Origin of the sequence: Streptomyces sp. NPDC048442 (assembly GCF_040651475.1) — a bacterium.
Lineage (GTDB): Bacteria > Actinomycetota > Actinomycetes > Streptomycetales > Streptomycetaceae > Streptomyces.
In genome coordinates this window covers 337,559-355,653 of record NZ_JBEZKB010000004.1, presented here as the reverse complement: position 1 = coordinate 355,653, position 18,095 = coordinate 337,559, and the positions used below count along the sequence as shown (strand labels likewise).

The following is an 18,095-nucleotide window of genomic DNA, read 5'->3' as shown; positions in this document are numbered from 1 at the left end:
GGGCGCGCATGCTAGCGGCCCCGAGTGGCCGGTGGGGCGGGTGGTACCGGACGGGTCCGGGCTGCCCGGTTGCCGCCCGGTTGCGGCCCGGATGAGGGCTTGTTGCGGCTTTGTGGCGGGCGGGTGTCGGCATGGCCCACCTGGCGGGACGCGCCCCGCGGCACCTGGCGGGGGCATGGCGGTGGGGCTACGCTGCGCGGACTGTTTTCGCCTGGAGGTACGCATGCGTCGAACCGCCCGACCTGCCCGGCCCGCCGTACGGGCACTGTCCCTGCTGGCCGCGACAGCGGCCGTCGTCACGGTGGGGGCGGCGGCGCCACCGGGCAGCGCGAGTCCGCCCGTTGCCACCGCTGAGTCTGTCGGTACGACCCCGCCGGCCAAGGTTCCGGTCGCCGTCGGCTACGGCGGCGCGGTCGCCAGCGTCGACGCCGACGCGTCGGCGGCCGGCATCGAGGTGCTCCGGGGCGGAGGCAACGCGGTCGACGCGGCGGTGGCCACGGCCGCCGCGCTCGGCGTCACGGAACCGTACTCGGCGGGCATCGGCGGTGGCGGCTACTTCGTGTACTACGACGCCAAGTCCCGCAAGGTGCGCACCATCGACGGCCGCGAGACCGCCCCGCGCAGCGCCGACAAGAACCTCTTCCTGGAGAACGGCAAGCCGATCCCCACCGACCAGGCCATGACCAGTGGCCGCAGCGTCGGCACCCCGGGCACACCCGCCACCTGGGACACGGCCCTGGACGCGTGGGGCTCGAAGTCCCTGCGCACCCTCCTGAAGCCCGCCGAGCGGCTCGCCCGCGACGGATTCACCGTCGACGCGACATTCCGCTCGCAGACCCAGGGCAACGAGGCCCGCTTCCGGGACTTCCCCGACTCCGCGAAGCTCTTTCTTCCCGGCGGTCAACTCCCCGTCGTGGGCTCGAAGTTCAAGAACCCCGACCTGGCCCGTACGTACGAGAGGCTTGGCCGCGACGGCGTCGGCGCGCTCTACAAGGGCGACCTCGCCCGCGACATCGTCCGTACGGTGCGCAAGCCGCCGGTCGACCCGAAGTCGACCCGCGTGGTGCGCACCGGCGACCTGACGGAGCGGGACCTGCGCGCGTACGAGACGGAGCGGCCGGCCCCGACGAAGGTCTCCTACCGCGGCCTGGACGTGTACGGCATGGGCCCTTCCTCGTCCGGCGGCACCAGTGTCGGCGAGGCGCTCAACATCCTGGAGCGGACGAACCTTTCGAAGGCGTCGAAGGCCGCGTACCTCCACCGGTACATCGAGGCGAGCCGGATCGCGTTCGCGGACCGGGGGCGCTGGGTCGGTGACCCGGCCTTCGAGAACGTACCGACGAAGGGGTTGCTCTCACAGAAGTTCGCGGACTCGCGCGAGTGCCTGATCAAGGACGACAAGGTCCTGGTCAGCCCGCTCCCGCCGGGAGACCCGCGCAATCCGTCGCGCACGTGCGGGAGTTCGGGGCCGGTCGCGCCGACGACGTACGAGGGCGAGAACACGACGCACCTCACGGCCGCCGACAAGTGGGGCAACGTCGTGTCCTACACGCTGACGATCGAGTCGACCGGCGGCAGCGGCATCACCGTGCCGGGGCGGGGCTTCCTGCTGAACAACGAGCTGACGGACTTCTCCTTCGCCCCGGCGAACCCGGCGGTGCACGATCCGAACCTGCCAGGGCCGGGGAAGCGTCCGAGGTCGTCGATCTCCCCGACGATCGTGCTGGACCGGCACGACCGGCCGGTGCTCGCACTCGGTTCGCCGGGCGGGGCGACGATCATCACGACGGTGCTGCAGAGCCTCGTCGGTCACCTGGACCGGGGGCTGCCGCTGGTGGACGCCATCGCGGCCCCGCGGGCGAGCCAGCGGAACGCGGCGGCGACGGAGCTTGAGCCGGGGCTGTGGGAGAGCCCGGTGCGCGGTGAGCTGGAGGCGCTCGGCCATGTCTTCAAGCTGAACCCCGAGATCGGGGCGGCGACGGGGGTCCAGCGGCTGCCCGACGGGCGGTGGATCGCGGCGGCGGAGAGGGTCCGTCGGGGCGGGGGGTCGGCGATGGTGGTGCGTCCGGCGGGGACGCCGTAGGGGCCGGGCCGGGCGGGGCGGTCGCGGAGGGGCGTGCTCTGCGTGTGGGCCGCCCCCTTGCCCGCCCGTTCCGCCCCCCCGGGGGGCGGCCCCGCTGCCCAAGGGGGCTAGGGGGCGGGTGAGGAGCAGGCTTTTAGGGGCGCGGGGAACTGCGCGATCAGCCACGACGCACCCGTGCGGAACGAAATCGCCCGGCGGTCCGCTTGATCGCCCACGAGGGCAATTACTATACCGGCCGCTGAGGTATTAGAATAACGGCATGGTCCGCACCCCCCTCACCCCCGAAGAGCACGAACGCGGCGAACGCCTCGGTCAGCTGCTCCGTGACGCCCGCACCTTCGCCGGGCGCACGATGCCCGACGTGGCCGCCGCCGCAGGGCTGTCCGCCGAGACGCTGCGGAAGATCGAGACGGGTCGCGCCCCGACTCCTGCGTTCTTCACGGTCGCCGCCCTCGCGGGCGCGCTCGGCCTCTCCCTCGACGAACTTCTCGTACGGAGCGAACTGCTGCCCGCGCCTTAGCGGCCGCGGCCGCTCAGTCCGCGGCCGCTCAGTCTGCCGTCGCTCAGTCCGCCACCGCGAGCTGCACCCCGTGGTGGCGCCGCGTCTCGATCTCGTCGAGCAGGGCGATCGCCAGGTCCGGGTGCGAGAGGTGCCCCGGTCCGTCCAGTGCCGTGCCCTCCGCCGTCCGGTAGCGCCCCGTGCGCGGCCCCGCCGCGTCCAGATCCATCGGCGGGACGACCATTACCCAGGACAGGTCCCCGCCCGCCGACGCACGCAGCGCCTCGAACTCCGCCACGTGGCCCTGCGAGAACGCCCGGTACTCCGCAGGGAACTCCGGATCGTCCATGGCCCGTACCCCCGGAGCCGTCTCCAGCGTGGTCGCGATGCCGAGTACGACCAGCCGCCCCACCCCCGCCTCCGCGAGCCCCGCGACCAGTGCCTTGACCGCTCCCACGAAGTGCTCCTCGGAGGGGATGTCCATCCGCGCCGAGGCGTTCACCGCCGCGTCGTGGCCCGCCGCGACGGCCGCCACCGACGCGACGTCCGTGACGTCTCCCCGTACGACAGTGACGGCGGGAGCGGATCCCAGGTCCGGGTACTTGTCCGGGTCCCGGACCACCGCAGTCACCGCATGACCCCGCCCGACCGCCTCCGCGACGGCCGCCCGGCCGACCCGTCCGCCGGCACCGAAAACGACGATCCTGCTGCCCATCTGGAACTCCCCTGTCTCGTCGGACTGCTTGACGAGGAAGGTAGGCCGGGCACCCCTGGTTACTTCAAAGGTACTGGGCTAGCGTCGAACGGATGAGCAGCAGCCAAGCCCCCGTCGAGAACCCCGCGAGCGTGGAGAGCATCGAGAAGGAAGCCTCCGCCGGGACGCCCCGAGCACCCCTCCCGGCCGACCTCTTCGACGCCCCCGACTGCGGCGACGCCCGCCGGCTGCCGTTCCGCGTCGGCGACAAGTGGTCCGGCATGGTGCTGCGCTGCCTCGCCGAAGGACCGCGGCGCTTCACCGAGCTGCGCGTCCCCCTCCACCGGGTCACCCCGAAGGTCCTCACCGAGACCCTGCGCGCCATGGAACGCGACGGCTTCCTGACCCGTACCGCGTACGAGGAGAACCCGCCCCGCGTCGAGTACGCGCTCACCCCGCTCGGCCGCTCCCTCCTGGGCCCGCTCGACACGGCGTGCGAGTGGACCCGCGCACACCTGCCCGAGCTCCTTGCCGCGCGGGCGGGGGACCGCGCGTAGGGTCGTCCCATGGATCTCCAGGCCGCCTTCGCCCGTACCCGCTACGTCAGCCTGACCACCTTCCGGAAGGACGGCACCCCCGTCGCCACCCCGGTGTGGGTCGCTGGTGACGGCTCCGCGCTGTACGTGTGGACCAACGCGGACTCCTGGAAGGTCAGGCGCATCCGCCGCAACGGCAGTGTCACCGTCGCCCCCTGCGACGTACGAGGGCGCCTCAAGCCGAACGCGCCCACCGTCGAGGGCACGGCGACCGTGCTCGACGAGGACGGGCTGCGCGAGGTCCGCAAGCTGATCGCCCGCAAGTACACCTGGCAGTTCTGGCTGACGGACCTGCCCGCCACGCTGCTGCGCCGCGGCAAGCGTCCGCACGTCGGCATCAAGATCGAACTCTAGGGGAGCCGGGGGAGCCGCAGAGGCGCAGAGTTGCGGAGCCGCAGAGCCGTCCGTTCACCCCTGCGGGTGTGAAACATGATCGACTCCGCTCGGTTCGCGACGATGGTCTTGCCCCGCTCTCCGGCGAGGCTTACGTTCAAGCATCCACGTCCCAACTCTACGGGCGTAGAAGGTCTCTGACGTCCCGTCGGACGGAGGGGCACCCGGCTGAACGGAGACGAGCCATGGCCCACGTCGTACGCGCCGCCCTGGTCCAGGCCACCTGGACGGGCGACACCGAATCCATGATCGCCAAGCATGAGGAACACGCCCGGGAGGCCGCCCGGCAGGGCGCGAAGATCATCGGGTTCCAGGAGGTCTTCAACGCCCCCTACTTCTGCCAGGTGCAGGAGGCCGAGCACTACCGCTGGGCCGAGGCGGTCCCCGAAGGCCCCACCGTCCGCCGGATGCAGGACCTCGCCCGCGAGACCGGCATGGTGATCGTGGTCCCGGTCTTCGAGCGCGAGCAGTCCGGCTTCTACTACAACACCGCCGCCGTGATCGACGCCGACGGCAGCTACCTCGGCAAGTACCGCAAGCATCACATCCCCCAGGTCAAGGGCTTCTGGGAGAAGTACTACTTCAAGCCGGGAAACGCGGGCTGGCCGGTCTTCGACACGGCGGTCGGCAAGGTCGGCGTCTATATCTGCTACGACCGCCACTTCCCTGAAGGCTGGCGGCAGTTGGGCCTGAACGGCGCCCAGATCGTCTACAACCCCTCGGCCACCTCCCGCGGCCTTTCCGCCCACCTCTGGCAGCTGGAGCAGCCCGCCGCGGCCGTCGCCAACGAGTACTTCGTCGCCGCGATCAACCGCGTCGGCCAGGAGGAGTACGGCGACAACGACTTCTACGGCACCAGCTACTTCGTCGACCCGCGCGGCCAGTTCGTCGGCGAGACGGCCGGTGACAAGCAGGAGGAACTCCTGGTCCGTGACCTCGACCTCGGCCTCATCGAGGAAGTCCGCCACCAGTGGGCGTTCTACCGCGACCGCCGCCCCGACGCGTACGAAGGACTGGTTCAGCCGTGACTGCCCCGCACTCCGCGAAGGACTGGTCCCGCGGTGACCGGCCCGCTCTCCCGCGAAGGACTGGTTCAGCCGTGACTGCCCCGAACTCCCTCGAAGGACTGGTTCAGCCGTGACCGACCTGCACTCCCGCCACCAGGCCGTCCTGCCCGAGTGGCTCGCGCTCTACTACCAGAACCCCATCGAGCTCACCCACGGCGAGGGCCGCCACGTCTGGGACGCCGAGGGCAACAAGTACCTCGACTTCTTCGGCGGCATCCTCACCACGATGACCGCACACGCACTCCCCGAGGTCACCAAGGCGGTCTCCGAACAGGCGGCCCGCCTGGTCCACTCCTCGACCCTCTACCTCAACCGCCCCATGGTCGAACTGGCGGAGCGGGTCGCGCACCTCTCCGGCATCCCCGACGCCCGCGTCTTCTTCACCACCTCGGGCACGGAGGCCAACGACACCGCGCTGATGCTGGCGACGACGTACCGCCGCTCCAATCAGATCCTCGCGATGCGCAACAGCTACCACGGCCGCTCCTTTTCCACCGTGGCCCTCACCGGCAACCGCAACTGGTCGCCGACCAGCCTCTCCCCGCTCCAAACCCTGTACGTGCACGGCGGCGTGCGCTTCCGCGGCCCGTACGCGCACCTCTCCGACGCCCAGTTCACCGAGGCGTGCGTCGCCGACCTGGAGGACGTACTCGGCCAGACCCGGGGCCAGGTGGCCGCCCTCATCGCCGAACCCGTCCAGGGCGTGGGCGGCTTCACCTCCCCGCCCGACGGCCTGTACGCGGCCTTCCGCGAGGTCCTCGCCCGGCACGGCATCCTGTGGATCGCCGACGAGGTGCAGACCGGCTGGGGCCGCACCGGCGACCACTTCTGGGGCTGGCAGGCGCACGCCGAGAACGGCCCGCCGGACATCCTCACCTTCGCCAAGGGCATCGGCAACGGCATGTCCATCGGCGGCGTCGTCGCCCGCTCCGAAGTCATGAACTGCATCGACTCCGGCTCCATCTCCACCTTTGGCGGCTCCCCGGTCACCATGGCCGCCGGCCTCGCCAACCTCTCCTACCTCCTCGAACACGACCTACAGGGCAACTCCCGCCGGGTCGGCGGCCTCCTCCTGGAACGCCTGCGCGCGGTCGCCGCCACCGTCCCCTGCGTACGGGAGGTACGCGGCCGCGGCCTCATGGCCGGCATCGAGATCGTCCGCCCCGGCACGGACCAGGCCTGGCCCGAAGCGGCCACCATCGTCCAGGAAGCCGCCCGCGAAGGCGGCCTCCTCATCGGCAAGGGCGGCGGCCACAACACGAGCGTGCTGCGCATCGCCCCACCGCTCTCCCTGACGGTCGCGGAGGCGGAGGCAGGAGCCTTGGTCCTTGACCGAGCCCTGCACAGCGTCTAGCGAGCCGACGGAACCGTCCCAGAGAAGGGGAGCACCGTGATGACCCGTACTCAGATCACTGGCGGTCTCGTGATCACCGCCGCTGAGGAGGTCCACGCCGACGTCCTGATCGAGAACAGCCGGGTGGTAGCGCTGGCCACCCCTGGCACGCAGCGCTGGACTGCGGACCGCACGATCGATGCGACCGGCAAGTACGTGATTCCGGGCGGCGTCGACGCCCACACCCACATGGAGATGCCCTTCGGCGGCACGTTCGCCTCCGACTCCTTCGAGTCCGGAACGCGGGCGGCGGCGTGGGGCGGCACCACGACGATCATCGACTTCGCGATCCAGTCGCCGGGCCGCAGTCTGCGCGAGGGCCTGGACGCGTGGCACGCGAAGGCCGACGGGAAGTGTGCGATCGACTACGGCTTCCACATGATCCTCTCCGACGTGAACGAGTCGTCGCTGAAGGAGATGGACGGCCTTGTCGCCGCCGGGATCACCTCGTTCAAGTTGTTCACCGCCTACCCGGGTGTGTTCTTCAGCGACGACGGCCAGATCCTGCGTGCGATGCAGAGAGCCGCCTCCAACGGCGGGCTGATCATGATGCACGCCGAGAACGGCCTCGCCATCGACGTCCTCGTCGAACAGGCCCTGGCGCGCGGGGAGACCGACCCCCGCTACCACGGTGAGGTCCGCAAGGCCTTGCTGGAGGCGGAGGCCACGCACCGCGTCATCAAGCTGGCGCAGGTGGCCGGGGCGCCGGTGTATGTGGTTCACGTGTCGGCGCAGGAGGCGCTTGCGGAGATCGTGTCGGCCCGCGACAAGGGGCTGCCGGTCTTCGGCGAGACCTGTCCGCAGTACCTGTTCCTGTCCACCGACAATCTCGCCGAGCCGGACTTCGAGGGTGCGAAGTACGTGTGCTCGACTCCGTTGCGTCCCAAGGAGCATCAGGCCGCGCTGTGGCGGGGTCTGCGTACGAACGACCTCCAGGTGGTGTCCACCGATCACTGCCCGTTCTGCTTCTCGGGGCAGAAGGAGTTGGGCCGCGGGGACTTCTCGAAGATTCCCAACGGGCTGCCGGGCGTGGAGAACCGCATGGACCTCCTCCACCAGGCCGTCGTCGACGGCCACATCACGCGCCGCCGCTGGATCGAGATCGCGTGCGCGACGCCGGCCCGGATGTTCGGCCTGTACGGGCAGAAGGGCACCATCGCGCCGGGCGCGGACGCCGACATCGTCGTCTACGACCCGGCCGCCGAACAGATCATCTCCGCGGCCACGCACCACATGGAGGTCGACTACTCGGTGTACGAGGGACGGCGCGTCACCGGGCGGGTGGAGACCGTGCTGTCGCGGGGCGAAGTGGTCATCGAACAGGGCGAGTTCAAGGGGCGGGCGGGGCATGGCACGTACCTCGCCAGGTCCACCTCGCAGTACCTCGGCTGAGCCCTAGGCAAGGCTGCGGGCCGGACAGAAGACGCAAATCTGCTGGGGCGCCTCGCGGTCGAAGCAGGGTCGCGGCCAATACCGTGAGAGCGGTGTGCAGTTCGAGCGTGAGCAAGGAGGCGCCCAGGCAGTAGTGCGGGCCGTGGCCGAAGGTGAGGTCCCGGTCGCTGCCCTCCGCACCGGAAGAGGTGGCGGCCCGGCCCCGTACGGCGGAAGTGCGGTGGGCCAGGCCGATGGCCACGGTGGCCTGCCGGCCCGGCCCGGCGGAAGCTCTCCGTGACGTACGAGCAGACTGGCGACCGTCCGGGTGATCTGCGCGGCCGCGAGCCAGATGCCGTCGCCCCTCAGCGGCTGTGCCACATCGAGGGCTTCGGCATCGCTGTGCCGGCCGCGGCGCTGGGCCGCGCGGAGATCGGCGAACACGCGCAGCAGGGGAATCCGGCCAAGAGGGCTGAGGCCCACCACACCTGGTGCAGGGTCGGGCGTGCGCAGTCCTGCGCAGTCGGGTATGCCGAGGAAGTCGCAGTGGACACCGAAGGCGAACGGACAGCAGAACGACCAGAGGAGATCGGCCGTCCGGCCGGTGGTGTGCAGTGCGGAAGCCAGATCTTCGGCACGCCGTACGACGGCCGGCTGGAACTGCTGTACCGCACGCGGGGTGAAGGCTCGGGCGACCGGCCCGCGCAGACGTATGTGGCGCGGCGGATCCAGGCCGGTGAACAGTGCGGAACCTCCGTTCGGGTACGTCCCAGGGCCGTGGACCGCAGCCGCGCGGCTCCACCGGGGGCCGGTGAAGAGGTCCATCGCGAGCCCGCCGTCCGCGACCACCAGCAGACCCCGCCGCTCGTCCCGCCAGATGCCGGCCTCGCAGGTCGGCACCAGCCGGTCAGGTCCGGTCAGCATCCGAGTCCGGGCACCGGACAGGAAGCCCGTCGCCCCCACCCCGCTCCCCATGTGCATGCCGGTTCCCTTCCCCGTCCCCACCCTCACCCGTGCAAGCATCAGCCGCAGTTGGCCGGCAGCGGACGACGGACCTCCGTGCGGTGGCGGCGAGTTCCGGCCGCGTGAGACATCAACCACTTCCCGGCAGGGGCATGAACGCCTTTTCCTTGGCAAGGCTCGCTGAAGAAGACCTGGACGAGCCGAGCGGAGGACACGTGATGACGGCAGTTGCGGCCAAGACAGTGACGGAGCGCTCAGGTTCGGGGGCAGAGCTCGCGGACGTACGGCTGCCTCGGATCGCCGAGCCCGCGGCGGTCGCCCCGAAGAACGCCCGTGAGCTCTCCAGGCTGTTCCTCGACCGGCTCCAGGAGTTGGAGGAGGGCACGCACGAGTACAGCTACGCGCGCAACACCCTCATCGAGATGAACCTCTCGCTGGTGAGGTTCGCCGCCCGCCGCTTCCGCAACCGGGGCAGCGGCGACATGGAGGACATCATCCAGGTCGGCACGATCGGGCTGATCAAGGCGATCGACCGGTTCGACCTGTCCCGCGAGGTCGAGTTCACCTCCTTCGCCATCCCTTACATCACCGGTGAGATCAAGCGGTTCTTCCGCGACACCACCTGGGCCGTCCACGTCCCGCGCCGACTCCAGGAATTGCGTACGGAGCTGGCCAAGGCCAAGGAACAGCTCGCCACGGTCCTGGACCGCGATCCCACCGTCGCCGAGCTTGCCGAACTCCTGGAGCTGACGGAAGCCGAGGTCACCGACGGCCTGGTCGCTTCCAATGGCTACACCGCGGGCTCGTTGGACCTGCCGGCCGAGACCGGCGGCCACAACAGCTCCCAATCCCCGGTTTCCTACGCGGACTTCTTCGGTGCCTGCGACCCCGGCATGGAGCTCTTCGAGGACCTCCACACCCTGTCCCCGCTGCTTGCCGCACTGAGCGACCGGGACCGCCACATTCTCTCCATGCGCTTCGGTCAGGAACTCACCCAGTCCGAGATCGGCGAGGTGCTGGGCATTTCCCAGATGCAGGTGTCCCGCCTGCTCACCCGCATTCTGACCACCCTCCGGGCCGGGATGCTCACCTCCGCCTGAACACCGCTTCGGCGGTGTGCCCGCCGTCCGGTACGGGCCGTGTCGGGTCGGCCCTCATGTCAGTCTTCCGCGAATCAGTTTTCCGCGAAGGGGCCGCCGTCCCGGTTGAGCGAGGCCAGCAGGGCGGCCGGGTCGGTGTGGACCGTCCCGGCGCCCGCCTCCTCCAGGTCCGCGCGCGGGATGCCGCCCGACAGCAGGGCGACCGCCCGCACCCCCGCCCGTACCGCCGCCTTCATGTCCCACACGCTGTCCCCGACGAACACGGATTGCCCGGCGTCGGCCCCGACCAGTTCCAGCGCGTGCTCGACCGGATCGGGTGCGGGCTTGCCCTCGCTCACGTCGTCGGCGCTCGCGACGTCCCGGATGACTTCGTCGGCGCCGATGGCCCGCCGCAGTGCGCCGAGCTCCTCGTCGGACGCGGAGGTGACCAGTACGATCCGCCAGCCGCGTGAATCCAGGGCGCGCAGCAGGTCGCCTGCGCCTTCGAAGGCGGTGAGCCGCTCGCGGTACTCCCCGTACAGCGTGCTGTGTGCCGCACTCACCTCCCCGGCTTCCGCCGCCCGCCGGCCCTTCTTCTCGCCCAGCAGATGGACCAGGAGGTCGTCCGAGCCGAGCCCGATCGCCCGGTGGATCGCGGTGGTCGGCACATGGTGCCCGGCCTGCCGCAGCGCCTCCCACCAGGTGACGACGTGAAGGTGGTTGGTGTCGACGAGGGTTCCGTCGACGTCGAAGAGTGCCGCGCGTGCCATGTGTGTGTGCTCCTCGCCGTACCGGCCGTACTCGCGACGGCCGTGCTGGACCGGGTCCCCGGGCGGCGGACGTTCATGCATGCGGAACTTCGGACGGTCGCGGAGCCGGCCGCCGTGGGGCACGGCCCGCAGCCGGACGTTCCGGCGGCCGCCGGGTGGGTCCGGGCCCGGGACATCCATGGTGGTCCAGTTGCGGGGGCGGCGCGATATTTCCGTCGCCGGGACCTGCTCCGTCGTCCTGCTGACCCTGGGGTGACCGTGGACCAAGGTCCGGCGTCTGACCCTGGGGTGACCGTGGACCAAGGTCCGGCGCGAGGTCCCGGATTCACCCGAGCGGCCCCACCTGCCGTGTTCCGGAAGTCGATCTCGGGGTACAGCGATCTTCATGCCTCTCGATGTCTCCCATCCCGTGCTCCCCCCGCCGCGGGGCGACCTCTCCGCGGCCGTCCTCAGCGTGCTCGGTGGGGCCGCTCGGCCGCCCGCCGCCGAAGTGGTCAGGCAGGCCGACCCGTACGGCGACGACCTGCAACTCGCCCTGTACCTCTGCTACGAACTCCACTACCGCGGCTTCACCGGCGTCGACGACGCGTACGAGTGGGACCCGGTCCTGCTCGCCTTCCGCGGGCTCCTGGAGGACCGCTTCCTGACCGCGCTGCGCGCGGACGCCACCCGCCCGAGGGGTGTCGACGAAGCCCTCGCGGAGCTGCTCGTCGAGCCCGTGAACGGCACCGGTGTGTCCCACCACCTGCGCGACGAGGGGCAGTTGTGGCAGTTGCGCGAGTATGCCGCGCAGCGCTCGCTCTACCACCTCAAGGAGGCGGACCCGCACGCCTGGGTGCTGCCCCGGCTGTGGGGGAGGGCGAAGGCCGGGATGGCGGCCGTGGAGTTCGACGAGTACGGCGGCGGACGTGCGGACCGGGTCCACGCCCGTCTCTTCGCCGACCTCATGGCCGATCTGGGCCTGGACACGGCGTACGGCCGTTACTTGGACTCCGCGAGCGCGCAGACCCTCGCCACCGTCAACCTCATGTCGCTGTTCGGTCTGCACCGCCGGCTGCGTGGCGCCCTGGTCGGGCACTTCGCCGCGGTCGAGATCACCTCGTCGCCCGGCTCGCGCCGACTCGCACAGGCCATGGCCCGTACGGGCGCCGGGCCCGCAGCCGAGCACTTCTACGCCGAGCACGTCGTGGCGGACGCCGTACACGAACAGGTCGTACGCCGTGAAGTCGTCGGCGGTCTGCTGGAGGTGGAGCCGCACCTCGCCGACGACGTGGTGTTCGGCCTCGACGCGACCGGCTTCCTGGAGGACCGGCTGGCAGACCACCTGCTGGACCACTGGCGGGCGGGCACGACCTCCTTGCGGGTGCCGCTGGGGCCGTCGGACGGTCGTGCGTCATGAGCAACCTCCGGCCGCTCAGGCACCTCACCGGCGGGGCACGCACGGTCGTCCTCTCGCCGCCGGGCGTCTACGCCCCACAGGCCGACACCGTCCTTCTCGCCACGGCGCTGGACGTGGAGGATCTGCCGCCCCGGGCCCAGGTCCTGGACATCTGCACAGGTACCGGTGTCCTGGCCCTGGCCGCCGCGCGGCGCGGCGCGTGCGTCACCGCCGTCGACGTCTCCCGGCGGGCCGTGCTCACCGCCCGGCTGAACGCCCGCCTCGCCGGGCTCCCGGTGCGCGTGCTGCGCGGCGACCTGGCGGCTCCGGCCGCGGACCGCTCGTACGACCTGATCCTCAGCAATCCGCCCTACGTCCCCGCACGCCGTCCTGCGGCGCCCCCGCGCGGCCCGGCCCGTGCGTGGGACGCCGGGCTCGACGGCCGTCTGCTCCTCGACCGAATCTGCCGGGAGGCCCCGCCGCTGCTCAGCGCCCGTGGCGTGCTCCTGCTGGTGCACTCCGGTCTCAGCGACCCGGACCGCACCCTGGGCATGCTCAGGGAGGCCGGGCTCAAGGCGTCGACGGTGGAGCGCGGCTTCATCGACTTCGGGCCTGTGCTGCGCAGCAGACGGGAGTACCTGAGGGGCATGGGGCTGATCCGCGACGACGAGACAGAGGAAGAACTGGTGGTCATCCGTGCCGAACGAACACCGTGACGCGTCCGATGACACCGGGGCGGCCGGGCCGGTGGCCGGTTCGGTGGCCCGCCCGGTGGCAGGCTCGGATTCCTGCGAGGCGGCCGGCCCGGATTCCTGCGAGGCGGGTGGCCCCGGGGCCGAGCCCTGTCGGATCTCCGTCCAGAATGAGGGACCCTTCCTGGTCGAAGGCCCGGTGGAAGTCACCCTGGAGGACGGCACCACTGTCCGCTCCGACCGCTTCCGCGTGGCACTGTGCACATGCCGCCGCAGCCGCCGCTACCCCTGGTGCGACACCAGCCACCGGCGGCGCACACCCTAGGACCGGACCGTGCGGCGCGGGCGTGCCGCCAGATAGTTCTTCGCTTCCTGGGACGCCTTGGCATACGAGCCGGAGTCAAAGGGCGGCTCGGGGTCGTACTCGATGGCCAGCTGGAACGCCTCGGCGGCCACCCGCCCCGCGATGAGTTCCGCAAGCCGCAGCGCCATGTCGATGCCCGAGGACACTCCGGCGGCGGTGACAATGCCGCCGGGCTGCTCCACCACGCGACGCGCCGTGTACGTGGCGCCGTACGACTCCAGGGTGTCGGCAGCCCCCCAGTGAGTGGTGGCCTCCAGCCCGTCGAGCAGGCCGGCCGCGCCGAGCAGCAGTGAACCGGTGCACACCGACGTGGTCCACGTGGTGGTGGCGTGGATGCCACGGATCCAGTCGAGCAGCGACTCGTCGGTGAGGCCGCGCCGTGCGCCCGGCCCACCGGGCACCACCAGGACGTCGGCTTCCACGACGTCCTGGAAGGAGGCCGTGGCAAGGAGATGGAGAGGGCCCTCGCCGTCCGTGCAGGGGCCTGGGGTGTCGGCGGCGAAGACGACGTCGGATTCCGGCAGCATGCGGAGGATCTCGTACGGGCCGACGACGTCGAGCGCGGTGAATCCGTCGAAGAGCGGGATGACGATACGCATGAGCGTGCCTTTCGGGAGTGGCCGCCGCCGTCGTCAGGCGGCGGCGGTGTGCGCGGAGAAGTGCTTGCGGTACGCACCGGGGGTGACCTGGAGCGTCCGCTTGAAACTGCGGTGCAGAGTCTCGACGGTTCCGAAACCGCAGGCGTGCGCCACCGATTCCAGCGTGGCGGAGGTGGTCTCCAGGAGCCGTCTGGCGGCCTCGATACGGGCGCTCTCGACGTAGGCGGCGGGGGTGCGGCCGGTCTCCGCACGGAAGACGCGGGCGAAGTTCCGTTCGCTCATCGCGGCACGGGCCGCGAGGGCGGGTACGCCGAGGTCGCAGTCGGGATGGTCGGCGATCCATCCGAGGATGTCGCGCATCGGTGCCCGTTGCGGGCGCTGGGCCGCGAGCTGGGCGCTGAATTGCGCCTGCCCTCCGGGACGTTGGACGAACATCACCATCTGGCGGGCGATGGCACGGGAAATCTCGGGCCCGTGGTCGGCTTCGGTCATGGCCAGCGCCAGGTCCATGCCCGCAGTGATCCCGGCCGAGGTCCACACCTCGCCGTCGCGGACGAAGATCGGGTCGGGGTCGACCCTGACCTGCGGATACCGCTCGGCCAGTTGATCGCAGCGAGACCAGTGAGTGACCGCTCGCCGCCCGTCGAGGAGCCCGGCGGCGCCCAGCAGGAAGGCGCCGCTGCACACCGAAGCGGTACGGCGGGCACGACGGGAGGTTCGGGCGAACCAGTCGACGAAGCGTCCGTCCTCGCAAGCCCGGTGGATGCCCCCGCCGCCCACCGCGACGAGCGTGTCCACCGCCCCCGCATCCTCATCGATCGTCAGGGTCGGAGAAACAGCGAGACCGCCGCTGGAGGGCACCGGGCCGGGCGCGGCAGCCACGGTGTCGACGACGATGCCTCCGGTGAGACGTCCAGCCTGTGTGAATACCTCGTGCGGTCCGGTCAGGTCGAGGATCTGGAAATCCGGGAAGACGGCGAAGACGATGCGTCGGATGCTCACCCGTCCATCGTGGTCACATCCGCCAATGGCGGCAAGGACACGGATATGACGATTCCCGCCACTGCCGCCACCGTCACAGCCACCGCCGCCCCGGACACCGCCGCCACCGTTGCCGCCCCGGCCGCCGTCGCCGCCCCCGCCCGGTCCGGGGTGCGGCCTCTGGCGTCGGCGGTCATCCTGAGAGGAGCCTCCGCCTTCTCTCAGAAGGAGCGTTCCCTTGCCCGGACACGGTGACTGTGCTGAGCCGGAACCGGCCGGGGCTTCCGGCCGCGGTTCTGCTCCGACGCCTCCCACCATGGGTGTGGAAGAGGAGTTCCTGCTGGCAGACCGCACTACGCGCGAAACGGTGCTGAGCGCCCCCGTCGTCATGGGTGCGACTCGTGAGCTGGTCGGTAGCGCCCATGTGGAACTCGAATTTTCGCCCGCGCAGCTGGAAACAGTGAGCGCTGTCTGTGCCGACGCGGCGGCTCTGGAAAAGGAGATCACCCGCCTGCGTACGGCAGCTGCCGCGCAAGCGGAGCGCGCGGGAAGTTTCCTCATCGCCGGTGGAATCCCGATTCTCGGCGACCCCGGCCCACCGCCTGTCCAGGACAAGCCCCGCTATCAGCAGATCGAGCGCTGCTTCGGCCCGCTGGCACGGCACCAATGCGTGGGCGCGTGCCATGTCCACATCGGCGTCGAAGACCACGAGGAAGCCGTCCAGGTCGTCAACCACGTCCGGGTGTGGGCGCCCCTGCTGCTGGCTCTCTCGTCGAACTCGCCGTTCTGGAACGGCGCCGATACGGGCTACGCGAGCTGGCGCACCCTGTTGTGGGGCAGATGGCCAACAGCAGGGCCGCCACCGATCTTCTCCTCGGCGGAGGAGTACGAGAGAGTCGTGCGCGCTCTCGTCGCAAGCGGAGCGGCAATGGACCCCGCGATGCTGTACTGGCAGGTACGCCCTTCCCGGCACGTCCCGACGGTCGAAGTGCGGGTCGCCGATGTGATGCCAGAGGTGTCGGACACTGTGGCATTCGCTCTGCTGGTGCGAGCACTGGTGAGCGAGTCGCTCGACCGTGTCCGCGGCGGGCGAGCGGCGCCCCCCGTACCGGAAGCCGTACTGCGGGCAGCGACGTGGCGCGCTGCCCGAGAGGGCATGACAGGGTCCCTGCTGGATGTGGAAAGGCCCGACCCGGCCGTCGTTCCCGCGTGGCAGCTCGCCGGTGACCTGGTCGCACAGGTGGAAACCCACCTGGCTTCCGCCGGGGACCTGCCGGCCGTGACGAACTGGATGGCCGACCTGCGAGAACAAGGCACGGGTGCTACCCGGCAGCGCAGGGTCGCCCGGCGCAGCCACGGACGGCTTGAAGCGGTGGTGGACGCGCTCAGAGTGGGCACGTAAGAGCGAATCGTCATCGCCGGCCAGGGCGTTCGCGACCATTGCCCTGTCCGGTACCAGGCCTGTCCGGTACCGGCCCTGTCAGGTACTGACGGCGACGGCGAAGAGTGCCCCGTCTGGGTCGCTCAGGACCGCCTCCGGCGAGTTCTTCCCGCGCAGCAGGACGCTTCCGCCGTGGGCTCGGGCCGCCTGGACACAGGCTTCGACGTCGGTGACGGCGAAATGGATCTGCCAGCGCGGCCTGATCGCGGGGTCGGGCGCGGAACCCACAGCTCCGGAATGGATGCGGGCCACGATGTCGCCCTGACTGCGGAGCACCACCTTCTCCTCCTCGTAGGTGACTTCGCAGCCCCCGGGGGTCGTGGTCGCCCAGTCGAGGACCTCCGCGTAGAAGATGGCAGCGTCGAAGGCATTGCGGGTATGGAGCTCTACGAAAGCCGGGGCCGCGCGGCGCCATTGCTCCCAGCCGGACACCAGCTCGCCCTCCCACACGCCGAAGACGGCACCGTCGCGGTCGGCCAGCAGAGCGGCCCGCCCCGGAGGGAAGGAGAGGGGCCCCACGGCTGTGGTGCCGCCGCGCTCCTGGCTGCGGGCCACAGCCTCGTCGGCGCTTGTCGCGGCGAAGAACGGTGTCCAGGCGACAGCCGTCTGCCCCATGCTGCCCACCGCGGACACCCCCGCCACGGGCACCCCGCGCACGCTCGCGAAACGGTACTGATCGCCCAGCTTGCCGGTGCGCCATTCCCACCCCAGCACCGCGTGGTAGAACCGCTGGGTCGCTTCCACGTCATGGGTGGTGAGGCTGACCCAACAGGGTGCACCGAACACCGAACTACTGGTCACGCTCGCGTTCGCGACTGCTTGGCGGCCGTTCATTTCCGTACCGTTCTGGAGTCCTGGGGTCCTTGGCGCACCTGGGGTCCTTGGCGCAGGGGGCCGGTGCCCGTGGCCGGGAGGGACGAGAACCGGAGCTTCGCCGCAGCGGAGGTCAGGCTCAGCGGCTCAGCGGCCGAGGGCCTTGGCCAGTTCCGCCTTGTTCATCGACGAGCGGCCGTCGATTCCGCGCTTCTTGGCCTCCGCGTACAGCTGGTCCTTCGTCGGCCCCTGCGCCCGGCTGTGCGAGTGCTCGCCGCCGCGCTGCGGGGCGGACTTCTTGTCCTTGGTGGACGTCTTGCTCGCAGTCGCGGACTCCCCGGCGCGGGCCCGTTCCTTGTTCACCGTGCGGGCAGCGATCTCCTTGGCCCGGCTCGTGGAGGTGCCGCGCTTCTCGGCACTCTCTTTGATGTGCTCGTACTGACGCTCACGCTTCGCACTCGAACCTCGCGGCATGGCGTACTCCTTTCGGACCGGCACGCTCTCTCAGTTTGTGGACAGGTCCCGTGTACCCACGGAAGGGCGCATGCCACCGGGCAGCCTGGACCTGTCCCTTCTGACCGTATGCCGGGTCGTGCTCATTTGTCGCGGCAGCGCATACCGGAAGTGCTGCGCGACAGCCCTTGCTTTGGTCAGAACGATGACGGAGTGCATGGCGCCGTGGCCGTCGAAGGAGGCGGTGGAGCGCCGCAACTGCTGACCCGCCCCGGGCGGGAGCAGCAGGCCGAGCGTGCCGGACCAGCCGGGCGGTTCCTTTTCCGTGGCATGTTGGTGCCGCCGCCTCTGACTGATGGGCAAGGGAGCTGGGTAGAGTCCTTCCTCCCGAAGCCCGAGAGGGTGACCGGGCGGGGCGAGACCGCCCTGTCCTGCGGCGAAGTCGTCCTCGTAGCAAGGAAGTTCA

Annotated in this window: 20 protein-coding genes; 12 read left to right on the top strand and 8 right to left on the bottom strand. The window is 70.7% G+C overall.

Annotation, left to right across the window (positions count from 1 at the left end; translation table 11 throughout):
* Positions 1-223 precede the first annotated feature (223 nt).
* Complete coding sequence (ggt, locus tag AB0D18_RS09375; RefSeq protein WP_362414614.1) at positions 224-2,083, top strand: gamma-glutamyltransferase; 1,860 nt, start codon at positions 224-226, stop codon at positions 2,081-2,083.
* Positions 2,084-2,342: 259 nt separating this feature from the next.
* Positions 2,343-2,603: a helix-turn-helix transcriptional regulator gene (locus AB0D18_RS09370; RefSeq protein ID WP_362414613.1), complete on the top strand. Its 261-nt coding sequence runs from the start codon at positions 2,343-2,345 to the stop codon at positions 2,601-2,603.
* Positions 2,604-2,646: 43 nt separating this feature from the next.
* Here AB0D18_RS09370 and AB0D18_RS09365 read toward each other — a convergent pair whose 3' ends face one another.
* Positions 2,647-3,297: an NAD(P)H-binding protein gene (locus AB0D18_RS09365; protein ID WP_362414611.1), complete on the bottom strand. Its 651-nt coding sequence runs from the start codon at positions 3,295-3,297 to the stop codon at positions 2,647-2,649.
* Between the two features lie 92 nt (positions 3,298-3,389).
* Here AB0D18_RS09365 and AB0D18_RS09360 point away from each other — a divergent pair, with 92 nt between their 5' ends.
* The 5 genes from AB0D18_RS09360 (at position 3,390) to hydA (ending at position 8,117) form a co-directional block, all read left to right on the top strand.
* A complete protein-coding gene (locus AB0D18_RS09360; protein WP_362414609.1) occupies positions 3,390-3,833 on the top strand; it encodes a helix-turn-helix domain-containing protein in 444 nt (147 codons plus the stop codon).
* 9 nt (positions 3,834-3,842) lie between these two features.
* A complete protein-coding gene (locus AB0D18_RS09355) occupies positions 3,843-4,226 on the top strand; it encodes a PPOX class F420-dependent oxidoreductase (protein WP_362414607.1) in 384 nt (127 codons plus the stop codon).
* Between the two features lie 224 nt (positions 4,227-4,450).
* Entirely contained in the window at positions 4,451-5,293 is an 843-nt protein-coding gene (locus AB0D18_RS09350) for a nitrilase-related carbon-nitrogen hydrolase (protein ID WP_362414606.1), read from the top strand.
* A 109-nt stretch (positions 5,294-5,402) separates the two neighbouring features.
* Complete coding sequence (locus tag AB0D18_RS09345) at positions 5,403-6,686, top strand: aspartate aminotransferase family protein (RefSeq protein ID WP_362414604.1); 1,284 nt, start codon at positions 5,403-5,405, stop codon at positions 6,684-6,686.
* A 36-nt stretch (positions 6,687-6,722) separates the two neighbouring features.
* A complete protein-coding gene (gene hydA / locus AB0D18_RS09340) occupies positions 6,723-8,117 on the top strand; it encodes a dihydropyrimidinase (RefSeq protein WP_362414602.1) in 1,395 nt (464 codons plus the stop codon).
* Between the two features lie 3 nt (positions 8,118-8,120).
* Here hydA and AB0D18_RS09335 read toward each other — a convergent pair whose 3' ends face one another.
* Entirely contained in the window at positions 8,121-9,077 is a 957-nt protein-coding gene (locus AB0D18_RS09335; protein WP_362414600.1) for a hypothetical protein, read from the bottom strand.
* Positions 9,078-9,277: 200 nt separating this feature from the next.
* Here AB0D18_RS09335 and AB0D18_RS09330 point away from each other — a divergent pair, with 200 nt between their 5' ends.
* A complete protein-coding gene (locus tag AB0D18_RS09330; protein WP_362414598.1) occupies positions 9,278-10,159 on the top strand; it encodes a SigB/SigF/SigG family RNA polymerase sigma factor in 882 nt (293 codons plus the stop codon).
* A gap of 74 nt (positions 10,160-10,233) precedes the next feature.
* On the opposite strand, the gene AB0D18_RS09325 is transcribed toward AB0D18_RS09330, so the two are convergent.
* A complete protein-coding gene (locus tag AB0D18_RS09325; protein ID WP_362414596.1) occupies positions 10,234-10,908 on the bottom strand; it encodes an HAD family hydrolase in 675 nt (224 codons plus the stop codon).
* 385 nt (positions 10,909-11,293) lie between these two features.
* Between AB0D18_RS09325 and AB0D18_RS09320 the strand changes: the two genes are divergently transcribed.
* The 3 genes from AB0D18_RS09320 to AB0D18_RS09310 all read left to right on the top strand — a co-directional run bounded on the left by AB0D18_RS09320 (position 11,294) and on the right by AB0D18_RS09310 (position 13,303).
* The gene (locus tag AB0D18_RS09320; RefSeq protein ID WP_362414594.1) at positions 11,294-12,307 is read left to right on the top strand and encodes an iron-containing redox enzyme family protein; all 1,014 of its coding nucleotides are present in this window, start codon (positions 11,294-11,296) and stop codon (positions 12,305-12,307) included.
* A complete protein-coding gene (locus AB0D18_RS09315; protein WP_362414592.1) occupies positions 12,304-13,002 on the top strand; it encodes a HemK2/MTQ2 family protein methyltransferase in 699 nt (232 codons plus the stop codon). Before AB0D18_RS09320 ends, AB0D18_RS09315 begins: the two co-directional genes overlap by 4 nt.
* Positions 13,003-13,135: 133 nt before the next feature.
* A complete protein-coding gene (locus AB0D18_RS09310; protein WP_362414737.1) occupies positions 13,136-13,303 on the top strand; it encodes a CDGSH iron-sulfur domain-containing protein in 168 nt (55 codons plus the stop codon).
* Here AB0D18_RS09310 and AB0D18_RS09305 read toward each other — a convergent pair.
* Genes AB0D18_RS09305 through AB0D18_RS09295 form a run of 3 tightly spaced genes read right to left on the bottom strand, consistent with a single transcriptional unit; the run spans position 13,300 to position 15,119 of the window.
* Complete coding sequence (locus AB0D18_RS09305; RefSeq protein ID WP_362414590.1) at positions 13,300-13,941, bottom strand: DJ-1/PfpI family protein; 642 nt, start codon at positions 13,939-13,941, stop codon at positions 13,300-13,302. The two genes, AB0D18_RS09310 and AB0D18_RS09305, sit on opposite strands and share 4 nt — an antisense overlap.
* A 33-nt stretch (positions 13,942-13,974) precedes the next feature.
* On the bottom strand, positions 13,975-14,943 hold the full coding sequence (locus tag AB0D18_RS09300) for a GlxA family transcriptional regulator (protein ID WP_362414588.1): 969 nt from the start codon (positions 14,941-14,943) through the stop codon (positions 13,975-13,977).
* Positions 14,940-15,119 carry a hypothetical protein gene (locus AB0D18_RS09295; protein ID WP_362414586.1) on the bottom strand — a complete coding sequence of 60 codons (180 nt, stop codon included), beginning with the start codon at positions 15,117-15,119 and terminating at the stop codon, positions 14,940-14,942. The genes AB0D18_RS09300 and AB0D18_RS09295 overlap by 4 nt, the downstream gene beginning before the upstream one ends.
* A gap of 119 nt (positions 15,120-15,238) precedes the next feature.
* Between AB0D18_RS09295 and AB0D18_RS09290 the strand changes: the two genes are divergently transcribed.
* Positions 15,239-16,324 carry a glutamate--cysteine ligase gene (locus AB0D18_RS09290; RefSeq protein ID WP_362414584.1) on the top strand — a complete coding sequence of 362 codons (1,086 nt, stop codon included), beginning with the start codon at positions 15,239-15,241 and terminating at the stop codon, positions 16,322-16,324.
* A 78-nt stretch (positions 16,325-16,402) separates the two neighbouring features.
* Here the strand turns inward: AB0D18_RS09290 and AB0D18_RS09285 are convergent, their stop codons facing one another.
* Both AB0D18_RS09285 and AB0D18_RS09280 read right to left on the bottom strand, forming a co-directional pair.
* Positions 16,403-17,197, bottom strand: coding sequence for a VOC family protein (locus tag AB0D18_RS09285; RefSeq protein ID WP_362414582.1), 795 nt, complete (start codon positions 17,195-17,197; stop codon positions 16,403-16,405).
* A gap of 126 nt (positions 17,198-17,323) precedes the next feature.
* Positions 17,324-17,650 (bottom strand): plasmid stabilization protein, encoded by a 327-nt coding sequence (locus AB0D18_RS09280; RefSeq protein ID WP_362414580.1) that lies wholly within the window; start codon positions 17,648-17,650, stop codon positions 17,324-17,326.
* Positions 17,651-18,095: the final 445 nt, after the last annotated feature.